The sequence below is a fragment of the Pseudomonas alvandae genome (assembly GCF_019141525.1).
In the GTDB taxonomy this organism is placed as follows: domain Bacteria; phylum Pseudomonadota; class Gammaproteobacteria; order Pseudomonadales; family Pseudomonadaceae; genus Aquipseudomonas; species Aquipseudomonas alvandae.
This window is the reverse complement of record NZ_CP077080.1, coordinates 4,305,618-4,329,076: the sequence shown is the minus strand read 5'-3', so window position 1 is coordinate 4,329,076 and position 23,459 is coordinate 4,305,618. Positions and strand designations below refer to the sequence as shown.

The window sequence follows — 23,459 nt, the reverse complement described above, 5'->3', positions numbered from 1 at the left end:
CTGCAGGTCGGAGGAGGCGCTGCCGATGCGTTGTACCAACTGCGCGATCATGCCGAGGAACTGGTTGAACCAGCTCGCCAGGGTGGCGGTTTCGTCCTTGCCTTGCACGGCCAGCTGACGGGTGAGGTCGCCTTCGCCTTCGGCGATTTCCTGCAGGCCGTTGGCAACGCCACGAATCGGCCGGACGATGACGCTGGCGAAGCTCGCGCCGACAATGGCGAAGACCACGGCCAGGGCGGCGGCAATGACGGCGATCAGCCAGGTCAGGCTCGATGCACCGGCCATGACTTCGTCGCGCTTGATCAGGCCAATGAAGCGCCAGCCCAGGCTCTTGGAGGTGACGATGTTGGCCATGTAGGGCACGCCATCGATCTCGATCTGGGTGGCGCCATCGCTGCTCTTGGCCAGTGCGGCGTAGTTCGGGCCGAGATCGGCCAGCGGCTTGAAGTTGTGCTTGGCATCGGCGGGGTCCACCAGGACGTTGCCGCTGGCTTCCACCAGCATCAGGTAGCCGCTGTCGCCGAGCTTGATGTTCTTGACCAGCTCAGTCAGTTGCTTGAGCGACACGTCCAGGCCCACCACGCCCACCAGCTTGCCGGCGGCGTCGCTGACGGTGTGCACGATGCCGATCAACGACACGTCATCCGGCGCCCAGTAGTAGGCATCGGTCTTCACGGTGGTGCCTGGCGCGGCGATGGCGGCCTTGTACCAAGGGCGCACGCGCGGGTCGTAATTGGAGATTTTCGGATCATCCGGCCAACTGGCATAGCCACCGTCCGCCAGGCCGACGGAAAGGTAGGCGGTGGTTGGATGGCTCTTGGCGAACCGGTCGAAAATGTCCAGGATCTGTTTGTTGGTCTCGGGCAGGGGTGTTTGCGCAGCGTCGGCGGCGGAATAATTCTTCAAGTCCTTGGCCGCGACGATCCGCGGGTCCTTGGCGAAGAATTCGACGTTTTGCATGATGCCGTCGAAGAACTGCTTCATGCCGTTGTCGATCTGGCGGATCTCGCGACCGCTGCTGTCCAGGAAGTTGGCTTGTGCCGCATCGCGCAGGTTCAATACCACGAGCACCGCCACCAGGATCACCGGTACGCAGGCAATGGCCGCGAACGCCCATGTCAGCTTCTGTTTGATATTCATGACTTCTCCCGCAGGTATTTATCGGTGTTGGAACGGCGGAAACATTAGCGGTGAGCGTTGCGAACTCTGGAAGGGAAAGCGCCCATGCCTACCCATAGGCTATCGACCAAGGTCGTATTCCCTTGAGGTAGCCATTTGTCGGAGGTCGTTATCGCTGACAGTGATGTCGCGCAGACGATGGTCGCTTGGGTGGTTAATCGGGAAGATGGCAGGGTTCGGGCCGTGTGCCCGGCTCCGGTCCAGATCGCCTTCCTGTCTCCCGAGGCCCCATGCCAAGCGCATTCGAAAGCGTACTCAAGAACAAGAACATGGCCTATCGGCCCCAGGGCGCTGCGTCGCCCGGCCAGGCGCCGGTCCGTGTCGCGTTTGTATTGATGGACAATTTTTCGATGATGTCCTTTACCGGTGCGGTGGACGCGCTGGTCACCGCGAACCTGATGAGCGACATGCCGCTTTATGAAGTGCTGACGGTCGGCGCGTCGGGCGGGCAGGTGACGAGTGACCTGGGCATCGTCATTTCGGCCGATGTCGAGCTGGCGCAACTGCCGGACAACCTGGACGTGCTGATTGTCGCCGGCGGCTTTCGCGTCAAGCTGCAAGGCTCGCCGTTGCTGCGGCGCAAACTGCGCGCCAACGCAACCTCTGGCGCCTTGTTGGGCGGGTTGTGGAACGGCGTGTTCTTTGTCGCTGACGCAAACCTGCTCGACGGCTTCGAATGCGCGGTCCATCCGGAAAGTCGCGCGACCATGGCCGAGATGTTCCCCCTCGTGAAGGTCTCCAGCCGCGCTTATGTGGTGGATCGCGAGCGCGTCAGTTGCGCGGGCGCCAACAGTTCGTTGCGCATGATGCTGCAGTTGATTCGCCGCACGGGTGGGGAAGCGCTGGTGGGGGCGATCGAAGAGATCCTGCGCTGCGACGAGTCGGGCGACGACGCCAGCGACCTGCCGCCGATCTTCGTCGAGACCGATCCGACGCTGCCGCAAAGTCTCAAGCTGGCACTGGAACTGATGTGGCAGAACGTCGAGGAGCCGTTGACGATCGATGAGCTGGCGGCGTGCGTCAAGGTGTCCAAGCGTCAACTGGAGCGGCGGTTCTGCCGGTTTCTCGGGGCGACCCCGACGCGGTATTACCTGGAACTGCGCCTGACCCGTGCACGCCAGCTCATCCAGCAGACCAATCGATCAGTCACGGAAATCGCCGTGGCCACGGGCTTTGTCAGCTCCCCGCATTTCCAGCGACGTTTCCGGGATTTTTTTGGTGTTCCGCCCGGCAGCTACCGTTCGGCCTTCGGGCGAAAACACGTATCGCAATGAGCCCTATCAGGCCGTGCGCATCCGCTGGACGACGTACAGGACGATGCAGCCCGTGGCACACAGCCAGACGATGGAGCCAAAAGCGGCGGCTATGAGGGAAAAGTCGGAATCCAGTTCGATCATCCCCGGGACGGCGTAGACGAACCAAAGCAGTGAGATCAAAACGTAGCCCAGCGACGACATCAGCAGTTCGAATATCTTTCTAGCGTGCATCAGGATTCCCCGCCCGCCGATCAAGGCGGGTGTTCAAGCGATAGGTCAGGTTGGCTTTTTTTCTGTCTGGGCAGAAATAAAAGAAGTCTTCGAGCAGCGAGTGGCGAGCCGCAAGGCCTTGCTTATCAACTGCGGGACATCCAATGTCCGAGAGCTTCAGGAACTCGTTCTGCAATCACCTTCGCGGCTACGAATGGTAGCGCTGAAGGCCAGCGATTAGATTCAGCTCTTGTCGTCCAATAAATCTTCGGTCGGCAATTCTTCTGTCTGCGAGGCGGTCAAGGTCGTGCCCTTGCACAGCACCTTTCCCACTTCGTCGGCGATCGAACCGTCTATGATCCGGCCTTGCATCTGGTCGAACTCGGCTTTTTCAACACCTTCGACGCTGTTGTACATGCCCATGTGACGGACATTGCGGTTGGCGCAATCAAGTTCGAGCCTGGTGTAATTGGTGAAATAGGCACCGGTTCTTCTAACGGTTGCCTGCACAGCCGAACCCGTTTCGACGAACGAGACGATGGCGTACTCGGCATTCGAATCATCGTAGTTGTACTGGATCTGCTGTACGTCTGCTGTCGCTGGGCAAGCCGCGAGGACAGCGACCAGAGAAATAACCCTTTTCATTCTTTTCTTCCGTGAAAGGACCTACGACAGAGGATGATGGCCAAGTGAAATCATTTTGCTTGGCTTGTCGGAGCGAGTCAACATTGCAATATGATGGCAATGCTGACCGCTGGTCGGACTCCGACGAATTTGCGGAACTTTAAGCTTTTGTGTCAGACACCGCAATGCGAGGAATGTAGTCGAACAAAAAGGCAATGACAATCGCGCCAGCGGAAATCAGGAAGAGCAACGCATGGTGCCCTCCACTGGCGTTGAACAGCGCGGAATAGGCGAAACCGGCCACCGCCTGGAACGTGGCGAATGACACCGTTGCACGGCTCCAGGCCACCTGTTGGCGGTGATGGTTTGGCACCAGTTCATGCACCCGCGCCAGGGCCAGCGGCACGATACCCGGCGGAAACGAACCGATCAGCACCGCCAGCAACGCCAGCGCCAGGAATGTCTGCGAGATTGCCAGTAAACCCAGGGCAACGGCCTGCACGACGAGCACCAGGCGAATGCTTCGGCGCGCGCCCAGATGATCCGCGAGAAAGCCATAGCTCACGGGCCCGATAATCGCGCCGACGCCGTACATCACCCACACCAGCGCACCGACATGAGCACCGGCCTTGAGGCCGCGGGTCACGTAATCCACCAGGAACACCATCGCTGGCACCAACCCGGCCGCCATGAAAGCGTATTGGGCGAATAACAGATAGACGGCTCGGGGAGTGGTGTCCTCCGGGGTGCTGTGTTTCGCGGCGGCCACGTGGGGCAGATCCTGCGGCCAACCGAACCAGCTCAGCCCGGTCAGCACCAGCGACAGCACGCCGAGCCCCAGCCAGGTGGCCTCAAGGCCCAGGCTCAACAAGGGCGGCACGATCGTCCCGGAGCCCGCGATACCCAGCCCGATCCCGAGGAAAATCGCGCCGCTGGCCAACCCTCTGCGCGCGGCGGGCACATGGGGCAGCACGGTCGCCGCCACCAGCACCATGATCGCGCCACCGGCAATTCCCGACAGCAGCCGCCAGGCGAAATACCACGTCACCGACAGTGGAAAGGCGCAGGCGAAAAACGCAGCGGTCACTGCCAGCATCATCAACCGCAGCGCATTTTTATGGGTCAGCCGCCGAGCCATGGGCCGACCGAGCAGGGCGCCGATCAGGTAGCCCACGAGGTTGGCCGCGCCGAGGTAGACCACGTCGCCTGCGCTGAACCAATGCGCCTCGATCAGCGAAGGAATCAAGGGGGTATAGGCGAATCGCGCCAAGCCGATACCGACGAGGCTGGCGCAAAGACCAGCGAATATTGGCAGCCAGATGCCGCTTGGAGGTGAATCGAGCGCTGCGGATGATGTACGCATGATGGCGATCCCGTGAGAGGTTTATGGCGCCCAGCATATCGGCTATCGTTGTTGCGTTTATGCAGCGATTACGCGGCACAGCGATGCAGTTATGCATCACCGGAGGACGGATGAATTGGGATGACGCACGGGTGTTCCTGGCGGTCTGTCGAGAGTCGACCTTGCGTGGCGCCGCACGGGTATTGGGGGTGGACCAGGCCACTGTCGGACGGCGTATCGTGGCGCTGGAGAAATCCCTGAGCGCGGCGCTGTTCCTGCGTACCTCCGACGGTTATGCCTTGACGGCAATGGGCGAAGCCGCGCTCAAGTCCGTGGAAAAAATGGAGCAATCGGCGCTGGAGCTGGAGCGACGGATCCAGGGCCTGGACGATCGCTTGATCGGCAACGTGCGCGTGGCCACGACCGATTCGCTGGCGATCGATTTCCTGATCCCGGCCATTGCCCGCCTGCATCAACGGCACCCCGATGTGCGCGTGCAACTGGACGCCTCCACGCAGATCATCAGCCTGGTCAAGCGCGAAGCGGACATCGCCGTGCGCAACACCCGACCAGACAATCCTGACCTGATCGCCCGGCGGATCGCCCGCTGGCCGGTGGGACTTTTTGCTTCGCGGGATTATGTCGATGCCCACGGGGAGCCGACGCCCGGTAGCGCATTCGAAGGTCATGACCTGGTGGTCTATCAGCCGTACTTGCAGGGGCAGAAGGAGTTCACCCTGGTCGCCGAGCCGGTCAGTCGGGGGCGGATCGTTGCCAGCCTGAGTTCAAGCCTGCTGGTGCGCCGGTCGATTGCGGCGGGTATCGGTGTCGGGGAAATCCCGGTGTACATGGGCGAGCGCGATGGCTTGGTGCGCCTGTGGCCGGAACGCACGCGACCGCTGCCGTACGAGGTCTGGTTGGTGACGCACGCGGACCTGCGCCACACGGCGCGGGTGCGGGCGGTGATCGATGAGGTCGTCGGGGCGTTTGCCCAGGAAAACGAATAACAGCGGATAAGAGAAATGTGGGAGCGGGCTTGCTCGCGAAGACGTCAGTCCAGTCAACCTCAATGTTGACTGACCCTCCGCTTTCGTGAGCAAGCCCGCTCCCACAGGTTGCACAAGGCACCGGTCTCATGGCATCTGCGGCAGTTCCTGTGGCCGCAGGTCAAACACCAGCACCTCGGCATCCTGGCCATTGCCCAGTGTCAGCGCCTGTTCCTGGCGCACCCGCACGCCATCGCCTTCCTGCAACCGCACGCCATTGAGTTCGACACTGCCCCGGGCCACGTGGACATAGGCGTAGCGATCGGCGGCCAACGTCAGCGTGGCGCTTTCCTGGCCGTCGAACAGTCCGGCATACACCCGTGCGTCCTGGCGAACGTGAAGCGATCCCTCGGCGCCGTCCGGAGAAATGATCAGTTGCAGGCGACCGCGTTTCTGTTCGGGGCTGAAGTGCTCCTGCTGGTAGCGCGGCGTGGCGCCGACCACGTTGGGCACGATCCAGATTTGCAGGAAGTGCACCGGCTCGTCGGCACTGTGGTTGAACTCACTGTGGGCCACGCCACTGCCGGCGCTCATCAACTGCACGTCGCCCGGGCGAATGACCGATCCGGTGCCCAAGGTGTCCTTGTGTTCCAGCGCGCCTTCGAGCACATAGGAAAAGATCTCCATGTCCCGGTGCGGGTGCTGGCCAAAACCTTTGGCGGCGGCAACCCGGTCATCGTTGATGACCAGCAGGTCGGAAAAACCTTGTTGGTTGAGGTCGCGGTAGCTGGCAAAGGAAAAGGTGTGGAACGAGGTCAGCCAGCCGTGACGGGCAATACCGCGATCAGACGCTTTGCGAAGGGTCAGCATGAGAATTCTCCTGGTTCAGTGGGCGGTGGCCGTGGCCGTTCGCCGGGTTCAGAAGAAGATTAATGGTAATCGGCCTGTTCAATAAGCGGCTCAATGGCGAAATACTGTCCGTTCTGAGTGGACAATCTCGCAGCGGGCGCTTGGCTTCGTCATAATGCCAGCCGATGATCCTTGTGGGAGCGAGCTTGCTCGCGATAGCGGCGTGTCAGGTGCATGGATGCCACTGGAGGGACGCTATCGCGAGCAAGCTCGCTCCCACAGGGTCCGGCATGTTCTTCTCGATCTTGGCGTCTCTCCCATGAAAACCGTTGCAATGGTGCTGTTTCCTGATTTCCTGCTGCTCGACATGGCCGGGCCGCTTGAAGTGTTTTCCATCGCCAATCGTTTTCTTGCACCCGATCAGCACTATCAGCTGCTGACCCTGGGCACCGAGCGGGGCCCATTGCGGGCGTCGAACGGGGTGACGGTCCAGGCCGATTTCCACATCGACCAGGCGTGGGCCGCCTATGACGTCTTGCTCGTGCCGGGCGGTCCTGGCGCCTATAACGATCGCCATCCTGGCTTGCATGCCTGGCTGCGGGCATCGGCGCAACGGGCCACGCGCTACGGCTCTATCTGCACCGGTGCCTTCGTGCTGGGCGAGGCGGGGTTGCTCGACGAACACCGCGTCACCACCCATTGGCATTACACCGAGCGCCTGATCAAGCGTTTCCCCAAGGCGCTGGTCGAGACCGACAAAATCTATCTGCAGGACCGACGCCTGATCACTTCTGGCGGTGTCACGGCCGGTATCGACATGGCGTTGTCCATCGTCGCCCAGGACCATGGACGGAAGGTCGCGCTGGATATCGCCAAGGTGCTGCTGGTGGTGATGAAGCGCCAGGGTGGGCAGGCGCAGTTCAGTCCGCTGGTGGCGGCGGTGGCGACCCAGGAGTCGGCGGTTACCCGCGTGCAGCATTACGTGATGGAGCATTTGGAGGAGCCGTTCACCATCGAGCGCATGGCGGCGTTGGCGGCCATGAGTTCCAGGCACTTCGCCCGGCTCTTCGTCCGGGAAGTGAAGATGACCCCCATGGAATTTCTCCAGGGCGCGCGCATCGATCGAGCGCGACAATTGCTCGAATCCACCGACTTGCCGCTCAAGACCGTGGCCTTTCGCAGCGGGTTCGGCAGCGTCCGCCATATGCGCTTGCTGTTCAGCGAAAAGCTCGGCCTGACCCCAGTCCAGTACCGTCAACAGTTCAGTTGAGCCGTCGGTGTCCGTCCAGGGCACCGTGATGTCCGTGATGCGTCCTGTGCCAGCATTGTTCTCTGGCGGGTGGCTGCCAAGATAAGGGCGAACCCTCTGGAAAGGATGCGCAAAGAGCCAGGGCAGACGCCTGCGATGATTCGCAACGCCAAGCCCGGACCGGTTATCTGGCGCAGGATCGCTCATGAACAGCTTCGTCAAACCTGGCACCGAACAGACGGTGGGCTTCGGTCCGTTTGTCTTTCACCGACAGCAGCGACTGGTTACCCGCGACGGTCAACCCCTGGCGTTGGGCGGTCGCGCCCTGGATATTCTGCAACTGCTGGTGGCGCACGCCGGCAGCTTCGTCAGCAAACAGACGCTCATCGCTCACGTCTGGCCTGACAGCGTGGTGGAGGAGATCAACCTGCGGGTGCATATCGCGGCGCTGCGGCGAACGTTCGGTGACGGACGGGATGGCAAACGCTACATCCTCAATCACCCTCACCAGGGTTACTGCTTTGCCGCGCCGCTGGTTGTCGAGCCGAGTGCCGGCGGGCCCGACGCCGAACAGGGCGAGCGGCACAATCTACCGGCGCGCCTGAGCCCGGTGATCGGTCGCGACAAAGTGCTGGGGCGGTTGCTTGTCGAAGTCCCGCGCCAGCCCCTGACCACCGTCACCGGCTCGGGCGGAGTCGGCAAGACCACCGTGGTCCTGCGGGCAGCAGAGCTGCTGCTGGAGCATTTCGACCAAGGCGCCTGGTTCATTGACTTGTCCGACATCAACGACCCGAGCCTGATTGCGCCGCGGATCTGCCATGCCCTCGGTTTGGAAGACGGACCGTTGGAGCAGCGACTGCAATCCTGCCGGGTGTTGCTGGTGCTCGACGGTGTTGAACACTTGCTCGGGGCCTGTCGGGAATTGGCCCTGATGCTGGGTGCGTCGGCCCCCGGTGTGTCGCTGTTGTTCAGCAGCCGTGAAATTCTCGATCTGGCGCAAGAAAATGTCCTGCAACTGCCCGGCCTGACGGTGGCGTCGCCCCGCGACCCGGATCACCAGGTGCTGGCGTGCCCGGCGGTGCAGTTACTGATGGATCGCGTCGGCGCTCGACAGCAAGGCTTCACGCCGGGGGAGCGTGACCTGGTGCTCCTCGCGCAGATTTGCCGGCGCCTGGATGGCGTACCGCTGGCGTTGGAATTGGCGGCGGCCCAAGTCGATGTCCTGGGGGTTGCTGGCGTTCTGGAACAATTGGACGGCGGTCTGTCGGTGCTCAGCCACGGGCGTCGCACGGCCGTGGCGCGTCACGGCAGCCTGGAGGCAGCGCTGGACTGGAGCTTCGAGCGCTTGAGTCGCGATGAACAAACGGTGTTCCAGAGACTGGCGGTGTTTGAACAGGCGTTTTCCCTGAAAGCCGCGATGGCCGTCATCAGTTGCACTGACCTGGGTATGGAGCGGTTGCCCTGGCTGCTGTCACGGCTGGTCAGGCAATCGCTGGTGATGGTCGAACAACGGGCCGAAGGGACTCGGTTCTATCTGCTGAACACCACCCGTGCCTATGCCCTGGAAAAATTGCGGCGTAATGGCCAGTGGCATTTGCTGCGGCGCCGCTACGTGCTCCAGAACGCGTGGCAGCTGCGCCATTCACGACCCGAGCCGACGAGCCAGCGCCTGGAGCAGCACGCCGGCTTCCGTTAGATCGGGGGTGTCGAACCCTTCCGTAAAACCTCGATAGACCGGCCCGAGCAGGTCGTGCGCGGCCTCGTCCTGACCTTGCCGCTGCCGCAGGCGGGCCAGGGAGATGGCACCGCGCAGCTCCCAGGCGCGCGCGCCTTGGCGTCGTGCCACGGCCAGCGCGGCCAGCAAATGCGCTTCGGCACCCGCACCGCCCTGTGCCAGCAAGGCTTCGGCGGCGGCACGCAGGATCTCCGCCGAGCACCAGCCCGCCGCGCCACTGTGGGCACGTTCGATCTGGGTCGGGCTGACGGTATCCGGCCGGACAGTCACGACCATGTCCTGGATAAGACTGGTAGGGGACGGGCACGCCTCGAGGGGCCCGCCGTCGAACGCGCGCTCGAAGTGGCAGGCCCAGTCATGGAACAGCATCACCGAGTGTTTCCGGGCCTGGTGTTTCAGCATATCGAGCCGTTCCCGGGCGGTGGAGTAATCCCCGGTGTACTGGGCGATCACGCAACCACTCACCGCCAGGGTGTAGCAGATCGACAGGCCGTGGTTGATTTGCAGGGCAATCTGCAGGGCGAGGTTGGCGGTGCGCCGGGCTTTCTCGGGGAAGCCCTGGAGCCAGAGGATCCGCGCCAGGATCGTCAGCGCCGCCACGCTCTGTTCGTATTGCACGCCGAAACCGTGAGTGAAGCGGCTCAAGTGACCGTTCTGGGCCAGGCGCTGGATGACCTGCTCGGCATCGTGCCGCGCCGCACCCTGGTCACCGATGAAATGCAACGCCAGCACCCGCAGGCGTTGGGTGCTCAACGACATGACCGGGTCGCCCGGCAGCCCCAGCCGGTCGAAGTCCTCGCACTGTTCGAGCGCCTGCTGATAGCGGCCGCAACTGAGGTTGACCGTCATGTGCCCGGACAGGGCCCGCAGCTCACCGGCCAGGTCTTGATACTGTTGGGCGAGGCGCCGAGCCGTGACAAACGCCGCGACAGTGGCGGGCGTGCCGCCCTCGGTGTGGTAGTTGAGACTGGCGTGGGCCAGCTCCAGGGCGAGGGTCAGCCTCGGGCATGGCGAGGCGCTGCCGTGCAGCAGTTCCCGGGCCTTGTTGACGTAAAGACCGTGCTCCTTGAGAAGTGACAGTTCCTGCCAGAGGGGCAGGGTGCGCGCCGTCAGGCGGATCGCCACACTGTGGGAACCGTGCGGGCCCAGCCCTCGGTCCAGCGCCGCGCGAATATCGTCGCGGTAGGTCGCGTAGCGCGCGATCCACAACCGCGTCGGGGTCTGTTCCCAATCTTTTTCAGCCTGTTCCATGAGCGTCAGGCAGCGCTCGGCGTGGCGCGCCTGGCTGGCGGCGAGTTCGCCTGCCGCGATCAATTTCTCCAAGGCGTAGCTGCGGGTGGTATCCAGCAGGCAATAGCGGACCTCTTCGTCACCGATCTCGACGTTGAGCAGCGATTTGGCGACCAGTTGACTGATCGACACCAGCACCTGTTCGGGCGCCACATGCTGGCCGACGATGACCGCTGCCGCCGATGCCAGGTTGAAGTTGCCCATGAACACCGCCAACCGTCGCAGGCAAGTCTGCTCGCAGGCGGTGAGCAGCGCGAAGCTCCAATCCAGGGTGGCCCGCAGTGTTTGCTGGCGCGGTGCGCTGGCGTGATTGTCGTGGACGAGCAGGGCGACGCTGTCCTGCAATTGGCGGCGCAGCTCTTCGAGCCCGAAGCGTCCCACCTGTGCGGCCGCCAGCTCGATGGCCAGGGGAATGCCATCCAGCCGCTGGCAGATGTCGATGACCAGCGGGACCTGATGGTCGGTCAGCTCGAAGTCGTCCTGGCTGGCCATCGCCCGCTCGGCAAACAGTTGCAGTGCCGGGTATTCCAGGGCCGGATAGCCTTCGATGGCCATTCCCCGGGGCGGCAGCGCCAGGGACTCGAGGCGCTGCACATGCTCGCCCTCGGCGCGCAAGCCCTCGCGGCTGGTGGCCAGGATGTGCAGGTGAGGAGCGCCGCGCAGCAAGGTCTCGCAGAGCAGGGCGACGGCGTCGATCAAATGCTCGCAGGTGTCGATCACCAGCAGGAAATGGCGATCCTTGAGCGGTCTGAGGATCGTTTCAAGCGGTGCGCCGTCTTGCGGCGACAGCTCCAGCAGGGCGCAGAGGTTCGGCGCGATCATGGCCGGGTCGTTGAGCGAGCCCAGGTCCAGCAGATAGATGCCATCACGGTAATGTCCGATCAGCCGCTCGGCGACGCGCAAGGCAACGGTGGTCTTGCCGATGCCGCCACTGCCGACCAGGGTGATAAAGCGTTTTCGCGGCAACTGGGCGACCATGCTTTCCACCAGGCCCTGGCGTCCGATCACGCGGGTGCGGCGCGGCGGCAGGTTGCCTGCCAGGGAAGGGTGGGGGATACGGGCCAGTTGCTCGGGCGGTTCGCAGCTGAGCGGCGCGACAAAGCTGTAGCCACGCTGCGCCACGGTGACGATGTAGCGCTGGCCAGCCTGTCCGTCGCCCAAGGCCTTGCGCAGGGCTGCCACGTGAACCCGCAGGTTGGTGTCTTCCACCACGCTTTTGGGCCAGACACGGGCGATCAATTCCTGCTTGCTCACCACCTGGCCGGCGTGTTCGAGCAGTACCAGCAGAATCTCCACCGCCCGCCGCCCGAGGCGCAACGGCTGCCCGCCCTCCAACACCAGGCGCTGGCGCGGATGGACCCGATAGGGGCCGAAATGCACCGTCTTCTCGACGGGCAGGCTGAGGTATTGGCTCATGGCGTGCTCATGGTTCTGTCCCCTGGAGATGGGCTGTACCCGACTATATTCCTCAGGTTTTATGTCAAGCGCAACGGCGGGTGGTGTTGCCATGTCCCTGCGCAACGCCAAACCCGTGGCGAGGGAGCTTGCTCCCGCTGGGCCGCGAAGCGGCCCCAAAAACCCTCGTTTCCCAATCAATCCGGCACACCGAGGCGACAATCCCGGGGCCGCTGCGCAGCCCAGCGGGAGCAAGCTCCCTCGCCACAAAAGCACGTCAGTTCCGAAAAAATTAACAACGTTTAACTCACGCAAATATCTCCCCTGGCCGGACCATTGAGCGATCCACCCACCTCAAGGAGTCATGTCATGAGCACGTTCATCACCCGCGACGGCACAGAGATCTACTACAAGGACTGGGGCACTGGCCAACCGGTGGTCTTCAGCCACGGCTGGCCATTGAACTCCGACAGTTGGGAGGCGCAGATGATGTTCCTCGCATCCAACGGCTACCGGGTGATTGCCCACGACCGCCGTGGCCACGGGCGTTCCAGCCAGCCGTGGGATGGCAATGACATGAACACTTACGCCGATGACCTGGCCGAACTGATCGAGCGCCTGGACCTCAAGGACGCGGTGTTGCTCGGTTTCTCCACCGGCGGTGGCGAAGTGGCGCGCTACATCGGTCGTCATGGCGCCGCCCGCGTCGCCAAGCTCGGCCTGATCTCGGCCGTCACCCCGTTGATGCTCAGGACCCCGGCCAACCCTGGCGGCCTGCCCATCGAAGTCTTCGACGGCTTCCGCCAAGCCTCCCTGGCCGACCGTTCTCAGCTATACAAGGACGTGGCCAGCGCGTTTTTCGGTGCCAACCGTCCGGGCGCCAAAGTTTCCCAGGGCATGATCGACTGGTTCTGGATGCAAGGCATGCTTGCCGGCCACAAGAACACTTACGACTGCATCAAGGCGTTCTCGGAGACCGACCTTTCCGAAGACCTGCGCAACATCGACGTGCCGACCCTGGTGGTCCATGGCGATGACGACCAGGTGGTGCCGATCGAAACCGCCGGCATCGCGGCCGCCAAGTTGCTCAAGAATTCGCAGCTGCTGGTTTACCCAGGCGCGCCCCACGGCCTGACCGACACCCACAAGGACCAACTGAACGCTGACCTGTTGGCGTTCATCCGAGGCTGATCAGGGCGCAAACCTGTGGGAGCGAGATTGCTCGCGATGGCGTCATCACATTCAACATCGATGCAAGCTGACTCACCGCCATCGCGAGCAAGCTCGCTCCCACAGGTTCGGTATTGAACAGGAACGACACCCATGAACCGCAACGATTTACGCCGTCTCGACATGAACCTCCTGGTGATCTTCGAGGCATTGATGTTCGAGAAGAACCTGACCCGCGTCGCCGAAAAGCTGTTCATGGGCCAGCCGGCGGTGAGCGCGGCGCTCGGGCGGCTGCGGGATCTGTTCGACGACCCGCTGCTGATCCGTCACGGCCGGGGCATGGAACCCACGCCGCGGGCCTTGGCGATCCTGCAGGAACTGCAGCCGGCCATGGACACCATTTCCAGCGCGGTCAGCCGGGCCAAGGCGTTCGACCCGTCCACCAGTTGCGACGTGTTCCGCGTCGGTCTGTCGGACGATGCCGAGTTCGGTCTGTTTCCGCCACTGCTGAGTCAACTGCGCGAAGAAGCGCCGGGCATCATCGTCGTGGTGCGCCGGGCCAATTTCCTTCTGATGTCGTCGCTGCTGGCCAGCGGCGAGATCAGCGTCGGCGTCAGCTACACCACCGACCTGCCGGCCAATGCCAAGCGCAAGAAACTGCGGGACATTCCCTGCAAGGTCTTGCGCGGCGACAACCGCCCCGGGCCGTTGACCCTGGACGAGTACTGTTCGCGTCCCCACGCCATGGTCTCGTTTTCGGGCGACCTGAGCGGCAACATCGACCTGGACCTGGCCCGCATCGGCCGGGCGCGCAAGGTCGTGCTGGCGGTACCGCAATTCAGCGGCCTGCGGGCCTTGCTGGCCGGCACCGAGCTGATCGCCACCGTTCCCGACTACGCCGCCTGTGCGCTGGTGGAAGGCTGTGCGCTACGCGCCGAAGACCCGCCGTTCGAAATCAATGCCGCCGAGTTGTCGATGGTCTGGAGCGGCGTGCATGACAACGACCCCGCCGAGCGCTGGCTGCGTTCGCGCATCGCCACCCACATGTCCCAACCGTTGCCTGCCGCCGCGGCCGTCTCGACGGACCCGGCCGGAGCCCACCGATGAATAGCACTGATGAACGCCGCATGCAGGACCTGGGCCTGCTGTTCCTGCGCCTGAGCGGCGCGTTGTTCCTACTGTGGGTGCATGGCTTGCCCAAGTTGCTGAACTACAGCGCCGAACTGACCCGCATCGAAGACCCGTTCCACCTCGGCGCGGCACCCACGCTGATCCTGGCGATTTTCGCCGAGGTGCTGTGTCCGTTGCTGATCATGGCCGGCGTGCTGGTGCGCCTGGCGTGCCTGCCGATCCTGTTCCTGCTGGCCGTGGCGCTGCTGGTGGTGCATCCGCAGTGGAGCCTGGAAGAAGGGCAGTTCGGCTGGTTACTGCTGATCATATTTACCAGCGTATTCATTGCCGGCCCCGGCCGCCTGGCGATGAACACGCGTTTTGATGGAGTGCTTCGCCATGTCTGAATCCCCAACCCTCGAATCCACCGCGAAGCCGGCCATGCCCGGTTCCGACGAAATCGTCACGCTGGTGGTCAAGCACCGGATCAAGGCCGGCCAGGACGGCGCCTATGAAGCCTGGTTGCGGCGCATCGTCAGCGTTGCCGGCCAGTGGCCGGGGCACCTGGGCGTGGATGTGGTCCGGGGCAAGCAGGGCGGATTGTCGTTGTTTACCTGCGTGCTGCGTTTCTGTTCCACCGAGGCCATGCAGCGCTGGCTGGACTCGTCCGAGCGCCGCGAATTGGTGAATGAGGCCACGCCGCTGCTGGCCGACGGCGACCAGACTGAAGTCGCCTCCCACAAGGAATTCTGGTTCGCCCCGCTGGCCGATGCCGCTACGCCGCCACCACGCTGGAAACAATCGGTGGTGACGCTGTTCGTCATCCTGCCGCACACGCTGCTGGTGCCCTTGCTCTGGGGCCCGCTGCTGCAACTCAACGCGTTCCTGTCCAACTACGTGGTCGCCACGTTCCTGATCACCGTGACCATCGTGCTTTCGGTGGTGTACGTGTGCATGCCGCTGGCGACCCGCCTGTTCGCGCCATGGTTGGAAGCGTCCAAGGCCCACGAACACCTGGAGCCCGGCCATGGCCAATAACGACGATCCAACCGATCCGCTGCGCCGCCAACTGCTCGCCGCCGGATCGTTGCTCAGCGCCGCCGCGGCTTTCTGGCCGCGCCTGTCCCTTGCTTCTTCCCATTCACAAGGAAACCCGATGAACGCCGATCTGATTCTGTTCAATGGCCAATTCCACACCGTCGATCGCGAAAAGCCTCGCGCCAGCGCGGTTGCCATCAGCCAGGGGCGCTTCGTCGCCGTGGGCACCGACGCCGAGGCCATGGCCTTGCGTGGCAGCGGCACCCAGGTCATCGACCTCAAGGGCCGCACCGTCATTCCCGGGCTCAACGACTCGCACCTGCACCTGATCCGTGGCGGCTTGAACTACAACCTGGAACTGCGCTGGGAAGGTGTGCCGTCCTTGGCCGATGCCTTGCGCATGCTCAAGGACCAGGCCGACCGCACGCCGACGCCACAATGGGTACGCGTCGTGGGCGGCTGGAACGAATTCCAGTTCGCCGAAAAACGCATGCCGACCCTGGAAGAACTCAACCAGGCCGCGCCCGATACCCCGGTGTTCGTGTTGCACCTGTACGACCGCGCCTTGCTCAACCGCGCCGCCCTGCGCGTGGCCGGCTACACACGCGACACGCCGAACCCGCCCGGTGGCGAGATTGTTCGCGATGCCAACGGGAATCCGACCGGCATGCTGGTGGCGCGTCCCAACGCGATGATCCTTTACTCGACGCTGGCGAAGGGACCGAAGCTGCCGCTGGAATACCAGGTCAACTCCACCCGCCAGTTCATGCGCGAGCTCAATCGGCTGGGCCTGACCAGCGCCATCGACGCGGGTGGCGGCTACCAGAACTACCCGGACGACTACGCGGTGATCGAGCAATTGGCCCGCGAGCAACAGATGACGGTGCGCATCGCCTACAACCTGTTCACCCAGAAGCCCAAGGAAGAACTCACCGACTTCAAGAACTGGACCGGCAGCGTCAAGCTGCACCAGGGCGACGACTTCCTGCGGCACAACGGCGCCGGCGAGATGCTGGTGTTCTCCGCAGCGGACTTCGAAGACTTCCTCGAACCGCGCCCGGACCTGCCGCCAGGCATGGAGCAGGACCTGGAACCGGTGGTTCGTCATCTGGTGGAACAGCGCTGGCCATTCCGCCTGCACGCGACCTATGACGAATCCATCAGCCGCATGCTCGACGTGTTCGAGAAGGTCAACCGCGACATCCCGTTCAACGGCCTGCCATGGTTCTTTGACCACGCCGAGACCATTACGCCGAAGAACATCGAACGCGTGCGAGCACTGGGCGGCGGTATCGCAATCCAGGACCGCATGGCCTTCCAGGGCGAATATTTCGTTGATCGCTACGGCGCCAAGGCGGCCGAGGCCACGCCGCCGATCAAGCGCATGCTCGCCGAAGGCGTGCCGGTGGGCGCCGGCACCGACGCCACCCGCGTCTCCAGCTACAACCCGTGGACCTCGCTGTACTGGATGGTCAGCGGTCGTACCGTTGGCGGCCTGTCGTTGCACGAAGAAGGCCTGCCGCGCCTGACGGCCCTGGAACTGTTCACCCATGGCAGCGCCTGGTTCTCGTCCGAGCAGGGCAAGAAAGGCCAGATCAAGGTCGGCCAACTGGCGGACCTGGCGGCCCTGAGCGCGGACTTCTTCAGCGTCGAGGAAGAAGCCATCAAATGGATCGAGTCGGTGCTGACCGTGGTCGACGGCAAGGTGGTCTACGCCGCCGGCGACTTTGAAAAACTCGGCCCGGCCAGCGTCCCGGTGCTGCCGGACTGGTCGCCAGTGGTCAAGGTCCCGGGCCATTGGCGTCCGACCTCACCGTTGCAGGCCCAGGTCCACCAGTGCAGCGGTCCGTGCACGGTGCACTCCCACAGCCACGAACGGGCGCGCTTGTCGAACGTCCCGGTCAGCGACTTCCAGGGTTTCTGGGGCGCGTTTGGCTGTTCCTGCTTTGCCTTTTGACTGACAAACATATTCCCCTGTGGGAGCGGGCTTGCTCGCGAAAGCGGTGTGTCAGCTTGCAAGGTTGTTGGATGTGACGACGCCTTCGCGAGCAAGCCCGCTCCCACATGGGGGCTGTAACATCCATCCCAAAGGAGTCATCCCATGAGCAACGTTCCCGCCTACAACCGCCTGAACAAAGACGACGCGGTGGTCCTGCTGGTCGATCACCAGACTGGCCTGATCTCCCTGGTCCAGGATTTCTCGCCCAACGAGTTCAAGAACAACGTATTGGCGTTGGCTGACCTGGCTAAATTCTTCGGCCTGCCAACCATCCTGACCACCAGCTTCGAACAAGGCCCTAACGGCCCGATCGTGCCGGAGCTCAAGGAAATGTTCCCGGACGCGCCGTACATTCCACGTCCAGGCCAGATCAACGCCTGGGACAACGAAGACTTCGTCAAGGCGATCAAGGCCACTGGCCGCAAGCAACTGATCATCGCTGGCGTGGTGACTGATGTCTGCGTGGCATTCCCGACCCTGTCGGCCCTGGCGGAAGGTTTCGACGTATTCGTCGTGACCGACGCCTCGGGTACCTTCAACGAAACCGTGCAGCAAGCCGCCTGGGTGCGCATGACTGCTGCGGGCGCGCAGATGATGAACTGGTTCTCGGTGGCCTGCGAGCTGCACCGCGACTGGCGCAACGACATCGAAGGCCTGGGCAACCTGCTGTCCCAGCGCATTCCGAACTACCGCAACCTGATGAACAGCTACTCGGCGCTGACGGCCAAGTAAGCAGCGTCCTGGCTGAACAGGTGCCCGCCAATGTGCGGGCATCTTTTTGTCTGCCGAAGCACCCTTGTGGCGAGGGGATTTATCCCCGCTGGGCTGCGCAGCAGCCCCAAAATAGGCTTACTCGGTGTGTCAGAATGTTCACATGGTTAGTTATTGGGTCTGCTACGCAGCCCAGCGGGGATAAATCCCCTCGCCACAGGTTTTGTATTTGGCTTGGATGTTTCTAAGTCCCACCCACGGAATGACAATGAACCCCTTCGAAGAAATGCGCATATTTGCCCAGGTCATGGAGTCAGGCAGTTTCACGGCGGCGGCGGACAAGCTTGGACTGTCCAAGCAATTCGTCAGCCGCAAGCTCATGGAACTGGAGCAACGGCTGGGCGTGCGCCTGCTCAACCGCTCGACGCGACGGCTGGACGTGACGCCGCTCGGCCAGCGCTACTACGAGGCGGCGTTGCGCCTGCTCAGTGAAGTCGAGCAAGTGGAGCAGGGCATCAGCGGCCAGACCAGCGAGCCGCGCGGGACCATTCGACTCAGCGCGCCGTTGTCGTTCGCCGTGGCGCACCTGGGCTGCCTGCTGCCGCAGTTCTTGCAGCGCTACCGGGACGTTAGCGTCGAGGTGGACCTGAGCGATCGCTCGGTGGACCTGCTGGGCGAGGGCTACGACCTGGCGCTGAGGATCGGCGTGCTGGAGGATTCAACCCTGATCGCCCGGCGCATCGCGAGCATCGAACGGGTGTACTGCGCCAGCCCGGCCTATCTCGCGGAGAACGGCACGCCCGCACGACCTGAAGACCTGCGCAATCACGACTGCCTGCCCTATGGACACAGCCGTCAGGTGCAGTGGCGTTTCGAGGGAAATGGCAAACCGCTGGTCCTGGAAGTGGCGGGGCGGATGCGGGCCAATAACGGCGACCTGCTCAGGGATGCGGCGATCGCCGGTATGGGGATCACCTACCTGCCGACCTTCATCCTTGGTGAGGCGTTGAAGGACGGGCGGTTGGTCAAGCTGCTGGAGGGCTTTGAAACCGAGCCGTTGGCGCTGTCGGCGGTCTACCCGCAACATCGCCAGGCTTCGCGCCCGGTGCAGGCGCTGGTGGAGTTTCTGCGCGAACAGATGTTATGAAAGCCCGGACGCTTCAACCCCCGATCGGCGGCTGAAGCGTCCGCGGCCCGTGATCAAGCGGCGAGGTTGGCGCTGCTCAGTTCTTTCTTGTACTGCGCCTTCATGGTTTCCATCTGTTCGCCCAAGGCGTCCAGCTTGGCCTTGCCCAGCACCTTCTTGGCTTTCGGGAACATTTCCTTTTCTTCTTCCTCGATGTGGTGCTCCAGCAGCTCCTTGACCACCTTCACCCGGCCCGCAAATTCAGGCTGGGAAGGATCGGTGGTTTTCAGGTCCGGCAGCACCAGCGAGTCGACGGTGCGGTGCTCTTCCTTGGCTTCGTAGTACATCTCGGCTTCTTCCTTGCCGCCTTCCTGCTTGAAGGCCGGGTAGAGGATTTCTTCTTCGAGGCGGGTATGGATGGTCACTTCCATTTCCAGCTTCGCCAGCAGCTCGGTGCGTTTCTTGACGGCGCGATCAGTGGATTCACTCAACTGAGTGAGGATGGCTTTGACGCGTTCATGGTCGGCTTTCAACAGGTCGATGGCGTTCATGTGCTGCTCCTCGGTCATTCACGGATGCGGGCCGGCTTCGAGCGCCGACGCCACGTGACAGGAAAGGTGCATCCCTCGTGCCAGCCGAGTCGCTTTTAAATTCTCTTTAAAAACAGTTAGTTATGACGGAGTCGAGTTTTGTCATCGTGCAGGCTGCATGAGCGGCGGTTAAAACGCCTTGCACTTTGCGCTGCCGGGTCAGGTGTTGTCGATCTGTTGCCGAACCCGTTCCGCCAGCGCCAGGCAAGATGTCAGTCCGGGCGATTCGATGCCGAACAGGTTGATCAGACCCGGTATTCCATGCTCGGCGGCAGCGCTGATCAGAAAGTCCCGAGCCGGTTCCCCCGGTGCGGAAATTTTCGGGCGGATCCCGCTGTAGGCCGGTTGCAGGCTCTGATCGGGCAGGCCTGGCCAGTAATTTCGAATGGCCTGGTAAAAGGCTTCGGCTCGAGCCGGATCCACTCGGTAATCTTCCGTATCGACCCATTCGGTGTCAGGACCGAAGCGCGCCTGGCCGGCCAGGTCGAGGGTCATGTGAATGCCCAGGCCGGCCGCTTCCGGCGCGGGGTAGACCAGATGGCGGAACGGCGCCCGCCCGGACAGTTGGAAGTAGTTGCCCTTGCACAGGTATTCATCAGGCACCCAATGCCGGTCGAGGCCTTCGATCCGGCGGGCGAGGGCAGGGGCCTGGAGGCCGGCGGCGTTGATCAATTGCCGGCAGGACAATGTCATCTGCGCCGTGCCGCCCAACACCAGGCTGAAGCCCTCGTCGATAACCCGGGCCTCCAGCAAGGGCGTGCGAAACACCACGTTGGCGCCGGCCGCCTCGGCATCGCCCTGCAGCGCCAGCATCAAGGCATGGACGTCAACGATTCCGGTAGAGGGCGAGTACAACGCGCCGACACAGGACAGCTCCGGTTCCAGCGCCTGTGCCTGCTTTCGATCGAGCAGACGCAGATCGTCGACGCCGTTGAGCAGGCCGCGCGCCAGCAGCGTCTCAAGCCCGGCCAACTGTGCCTGATCCTTGGCCACGATCAGCTTGCCCAGCCGGCGAGTCTCGACGCCGTGGCTGTCGCAATACTCATACAACCGTCGCCGCCCCTCGACGCACAACTGCGCCTTGAGGCTGCCGGGCGGGTAATAAAGCCCGGCATGGATCACTTCGGAATTGCGCGCACTGATGCCCGTGCCGATGGCATCGCCTGCTTCGATCACCAGCACTTCATGCCCGGCCTGTGCCATCTCCCGCGCCACGGCCAGGCCGACGGTGCCTGCGCCGACCACTACGCACTCGATATCGACGCTCAACGCAGCGGCCTCCAAAATCAAAACAGCTTCTGCGCGACGGTGGTCTGGTTGGTCAAGCCCAAGTCATCGATCCTCACGGGTGTGCCAAAGGCGTAGCAGGTAAAGGGTAGAACCGACTATTTCATAGCGCATTTCGTAATGGCCGACCTGAATTCTGCGTACGTCTCGAGGTTCGAACTCTTCCAGGCGTTCACCAATTCGCGGGTTAACCAGCAGAGAGCTGGGCGCTGCCGTGAGTTGTTGCACGGTCCGCGCGGCGGCGGGTTGATTTACCGAAGCCAGAAACTCATAAAGTCGAGCAATGTCGGAAAGCGCCTTGCTGGTCCACTTCAACTCCATCAGCGCGGTACCGGTAACGGGGCGTCGGTGCTGAGACTGTCGGCCCAAGCCTGGACAGCCTGATGGTCAATTACTCGGCCAGCGTCCACGTCCGCCAACGCTTCATGGGTCAGCCGGCTTCGCTCCTCCTCCTGGTCGATCCAGGCAGATAACGCCTGTTTGACGATCCAATTCCTGGAGCGCTCGAGTCGCTCGGCCATCAGGTCGACTTTCTCGGCCAGGTGGACCGGGACATGAGCCGTGACCGATCGGGTCTTCGCAGTGGTAGTCATGGTGGATTTCTCCTTGGCAATCGACAGTAGGAGCCAGTCTTCTGAAGCAGTCACTCTCGAAGGCTGAGTATAGGTGATTAATTTTGAAGCTATGAGCAGCAAAATAAATCATATTGAATAAGGTGTCAGCATCAATCGCCTGAGTCTGGCTGAGCCAAGGCCGGCCGGCTATCACGCCTTGTGATAGAGCAGCCAAAAAAAATGCCCGCATCTCACGATACGGGCATTTTTGTTACCGATGACGCTCAGGCAATCAGCCGGTCAACCCAGCCTGCTGAACCAAGGTCAGCAACGGCTGCGGATACACACCGAGGAAGAACGCCAGGATGGCGATAGCCAGCAGCATCACGCCGCCTGCCTTTTGTTCCCAGTGCAACTCGGCATCGTGGCGACGCAGGTTCGGTTCCATCAGGTACAGGGTGACCATGACGCGCAGGTAGTAGAACACGCCGATGGCACTGCCCAGCACCAGGGAGCCGACCAGCCACCATTGGTGAGCCTCGACGCCGGTGGCGATGATGTAGAACTTGCCGATGAAGCCGGCGGTCAGCGGGATGCCGGCCAGGGACAGCATCATCACGGTCAGCACGGCGGTCAGGTACGGACGGCGCCAGAACAGGCCGCGGTATTCGTACAGGGCGTCGGCGTCGCGGCCGTTGTACGGCGAGGACATCAGGGTGATCACGCCGAAGGCGCCGAGGCTGGTGATCACGTAGGTGACCAGGTACACGCCGATGGCTTCCACGGCCAGGCCCTTGCTGGCGATCAGGGCGATCAGCAGGTAGCCGAAGTGGGCGATGGACGAGTAACCCAGCAGACGCTTGAGGTTGCTCTGGGTCAGTGCCAGCAGGTTACCGAACAGGATCGACGCGATGGCGATGATGGTCAGCACGTTGCTCAGCACGCCGCTGCTCGCCACTGGCGAGATCTGGAACAGCCGCACCATGACCGCGAACACCGCCACTTTCGACGCGGTGGCGAGGAACGCCGCCACGGGCGCCGGGGCGCCTTCGTACACGTCCGGGGTCCACAGGTGGAACGGAACCAGCGACAGCTTGAACGCCAGGCCGATCAGCATCATGCCCAGGCCCAGTTGCGCGATCGGGCTAGGCAGGCCGGTGGCCGCCAGGGCCTGGCCGATGCCGACGAAGCTCAGGGTGCCGGCTTCGGCGTAGAGCAGGGCCATGCCGAACAACAGGAACGCGGAACCGGCCGCCGACAGCACCATGTACTTGATGCCGGCTTCCAGCGAGCGCTTGTTGAAGAAGGCGTAGGCCACCAGGCCGTAGACCGGCACCGACAGCAGCTCCAGGCCGATGAACAGGCTGGCCAGGTGCTGCGCGCTGACCAGGACCAGGCCACCGGCGGCGGCCATCAGGATCAGCAGGTACAGTTCTTCGCGGTTGCCCGGGTAACCCGAACCGCCATCACCCAGGTAGGCGTGGGCGAGGGTGACGCAGGCGAGGGTGGCGACGAGGATCAGCGCCATGTACAGGCACGCGAAGCTGTCGATCTGGATCAGCGGCGTGACCGCCAATGGCGCGACTTTCAGGGCCGGCAGAATCGACAGCAAGGCCAGGTTCAGCCCCGCCACCGACAGCAGGAAGGTCTGTGCGTGATTGCGGCGCCAGGCGATCGCCAGCATCACCACGATGATCGTGGCGCTGGTGATCAACAGCGGCGCAAGCGCGATAAAGTGTTGAATCGTGAATTCCATAGC

21 protein-coding genes and 1 pseudogene are annotated in these 23,459 nt (G+C 62.9%); 11 read left to right on the top strand and 11 right to left on the bottom strand.

Features of this window, described 5'->3' with window-relative positions:
- Window positions 1–57 precede the first annotated feature (57 nt).
- Window positions 58–1,140, bottom strand: a pseudogene (locus KSS97_RS28810) (HAMP domain-containing protein); the annotation flags it as partial.
- A 269-nt stretch (window positions 1,141–1,409) separates the two neighbouring features.
- Between KSS97_RS28810 and KSS97_RS19090 the strand changes: the two are divergent.
- Window positions 1,410–2,453: a GlxA family transcriptional regulator gene (locus tag KSS97_RS19090; protein ID WP_030141837.1), complete on the top strand. Its 1,044-nt coding sequence runs from the start codon at window positions 1,410–1,412 to the stop codon at window positions 2,451–2,453.
- Between the two features lie 6 nt (window positions 2,454–2,459).
- On the opposite strand, the gene KSS97_RS19085 is transcribed toward KSS97_RS19090, so the two are convergent.
- The 3 genes from KSS97_RS19085 to KSS97_RS19075 form a co-directional block, all read right to left on the bottom strand.
- A complete protein-coding gene (locus tag KSS97_RS19085) occupies window positions 2,460–2,666 on the bottom strand; it encodes a hypothetical protein (RefSeq protein ID WP_030141836.1) in 207 nt (68 codons plus the stop codon).
- 222 nt (window positions 2,667–2,888) lie between these two features.
- Complete coding sequence (locus KSS97_RS19080; protein WP_217859912.1) at window positions 2,889–3,290, bottom strand: hypothetical protein; 402 nt, start codon at window positions 3,288–3,290, stop codon at window positions 2,889–2,891.
- 139 nt (window positions 3,291–3,429) lie between these two features.
- Window positions 3,430–4,632: a YbfB/YjiJ family MFS transporter gene (locus tag KSS97_RS19075; RefSeq protein WP_217859911.1), complete on the bottom strand. Its 1,203-nt coding sequence runs from the start codon at window positions 4,630–4,632 to the stop codon at window positions 3,430–3,432.
- A 110-nt stretch (window positions 4,633–4,742) separates the two neighbouring features.
- Between KSS97_RS19075 and KSS97_RS19070 the strand changes: the two genes are divergently transcribed.
- Window positions 4,743–5,618, top strand: a complete 876-nt coding sequence (locus KSS97_RS19070; protein WP_217859910.1) for a LysR family transcriptional regulator — start codon at window positions 4,743–4,745, stop codon at window positions 5,616–5,618.
- 126 nt (window positions 5,619–5,744) lie between these two features.
- On the opposite strand, the gene KSS97_RS19065 is transcribed toward KSS97_RS19070, so the two are convergent.
- Window positions 5,745–6,467, bottom strand: coding sequence for a pirin family protein (locus tag KSS97_RS19065; protein ID WP_030141832.1), 723 nt, complete (start codon window positions 6,465–6,467; stop codon window positions 5,745–5,747).
- Window positions 6,468–6,765: 298 nt separating this feature from the next.
- Here KSS97_RS19065 and KSS97_RS19060 point away from each other — a divergent pair, with 298 nt between their 5' ends.
- Window positions 6,766–7,716 carry a GlxA family transcriptional regulator gene (locus tag KSS97_RS19060; protein WP_217859909.1) on the top strand — a complete coding sequence of 317 codons (951 nt, stop codon included), beginning with the start codon at window positions 6,766–6,768 and terminating at the stop codon, window positions 7,714–7,716.
- 184 nt (window positions 7,717–7,900) lie between these two features.
- Window positions 7,901–9,391, top strand: coding sequence for an ATP-binding protein (locus tag KSS97_RS19055; RefSeq protein ID WP_217859908.1), 1,491 nt, complete (start codon window positions 7,901–7,903; stop codon window positions 9,389–9,391).
- Here the strand turns inward: KSS97_RS19055 and KSS97_RS19050 are convergent.
- Window positions 9,338–12,136: an ATP-binding protein gene (locus tag KSS97_RS19050; RefSeq protein ID WP_217859907.1), complete on the bottom strand. Its 2,799-nt coding sequence runs from the start codon at window positions 12,134–12,136 to the stop codon at window positions 9,338–9,340. The two genes, KSS97_RS19055 and KSS97_RS19050, sit on opposite strands and share 54 nt — an antisense overlap.
- Window positions 12,137–12,484: 348 nt before the next feature.
- On the opposite strand from KSS97_RS19050, the gene KSS97_RS19045 reads away from it, so the two are divergent.
- The 7 genes from KSS97_RS19045 to KSS97_RS19015 all read left to right on the top strand — a co-directional run bounded on the left by KSS97_RS19045 (window position 12,485) and on the right by KSS97_RS19015 (window position 19,290).
- Window positions 12,485–13,306, top strand: a complete 822-nt coding sequence (locus tag KSS97_RS19045) for an alpha/beta fold hydrolase (RefSeq protein WP_030141303.1) — start codon at window positions 12,485–12,487, stop codon at window positions 13,304–13,306.
- 132 nt (window positions 13,307–13,438) lie between these two features.
- A complete protein-coding gene (locus KSS97_RS19040; RefSeq protein WP_030141304.1) occupies window positions 13,439–14,392 on the top strand; it encodes a LysR family transcriptional regulator in 954 nt (317 codons plus the stop codon).
- Window positions 14,389–14,802: a DoxX family protein gene (locus KSS97_RS19035; RefSeq protein WP_030141305.1), complete on the top strand. Its 414-nt coding sequence runs from the start codon at window positions 14,389–14,391 to the stop codon at window positions 14,800–14,802. Before KSS97_RS19040 ends, KSS97_RS19035 begins: the two co-directional genes overlap by 4 nt.
- The gene (locus KSS97_RS19030; RefSeq protein WP_198796042.1) at window positions 14,795–15,433 is read left to right on the top strand and encodes an antibiotic biosynthesis monooxygenase; all 639 of its coding nucleotides are present in this window, start codon (window positions 14,795–14,797) and stop codon (window positions 15,431–15,433) included. The genes KSS97_RS19035 and KSS97_RS19030 overlap by 8 nt, the downstream gene beginning before the upstream one ends.
- A 118-nt stretch (window positions 15,434–15,551) precedes the next feature.
- Window positions 15,552–17,390 carry an amidohydrolase gene (locus KSS97_RS19025; RefSeq protein ID WP_198796073.1) on the top strand — a complete coding sequence of 613 codons (1,839 nt, stop codon included), beginning with the start codon at window positions 15,552–15,554 and terminating at the stop codon, window positions 17,388–17,390.
- 144 nt (window positions 17,391–17,534) lie between these two features.
- The gene (gene ycaC, locus KSS97_RS19020; RefSeq protein ID WP_030141308.1) at window positions 17,535–18,164 is read left to right on the top strand and encodes an isochorismate family cysteine hydrolase YcaC; all 630 of its coding nucleotides are present in this window, start codon (window positions 17,535–17,537) and stop codon (window positions 18,162–18,164) included.
- Between the two features lie 247 nt (window positions 18,165–18,411).
- Entirely contained in the window at window positions 18,412–19,290 is an 879-nt protein-coding gene (locus KSS97_RS19015; RefSeq protein ID WP_217859906.1) for a LysR family transcriptional regulator, read from the top strand.
- A 53-nt stretch (window positions 19,291–19,343) separates the two neighbouring features.
- On the opposite strand, the gene KSS97_RS19010 is transcribed toward KSS97_RS19015, so the two are convergent.
- The 5 genes from KSS97_RS19010 to nuoN all read right to left on the bottom strand — a co-directional run bounded on the left by KSS97_RS19010 (window position 19,344) and on the right by nuoN (window position 23,456).
- Window positions 19,344–19,820 (bottom strand): PA2171 family ribosome-binding persister protein, encoded by a 477-nt coding sequence (locus KSS97_RS19010; protein WP_030141310.1) that lies wholly within the window; start codon window positions 19,818–19,820, stop codon window positions 19,344–19,346.
- Between the two features lie 198 nt (window positions 19,821–20,018).
- On the bottom strand, window positions 20,019–21,128 hold the full coding sequence (locus KSS97_RS19005; RefSeq protein WP_217859905.1) for an NAD(P)/FAD-dependent oxidoreductase: 1,110 nt from the start codon (window positions 21,126–21,128) through the stop codon (window positions 20,019–20,021).
- A 63-nt stretch (window positions 21,129–21,191) separates the two neighbouring features.
- Window positions 21,192–21,467, bottom strand: coding sequence for a type II toxin-antitoxin system RelE/ParE family toxin (locus KSS97_RS19000; protein ID WP_198796045.1), 276 nt, complete (start codon window positions 21,465–21,467; stop codon window positions 21,192–21,194).
- Window positions 21,467–21,739: a CopG family ribbon-helix-helix protein gene (locus KSS97_RS18995; RefSeq protein WP_030141313.1), complete on the bottom strand. Its 273-nt coding sequence runs from the start codon at window positions 21,737–21,739 to the stop codon at window positions 21,467–21,469. The genes KSS97_RS19000 and KSS97_RS18995 overlap by 1 nt, the downstream gene beginning before the upstream one ends.
- Window positions 21,740–21,992: 253 nt before the next feature.
- Window positions 21,993–23,456, bottom strand: a complete 1,464-nt coding sequence (nuoN, locus tag KSS97_RS18990; protein ID WP_217859904.1) for an NADH-quinone oxidoreductase subunit NuoN — start codon at window positions 23,454–23,456, stop codon at window positions 21,993–21,995.
- Between the last annotated feature and the right edge of the window lie 3 nt (window positions 23,457–23,459).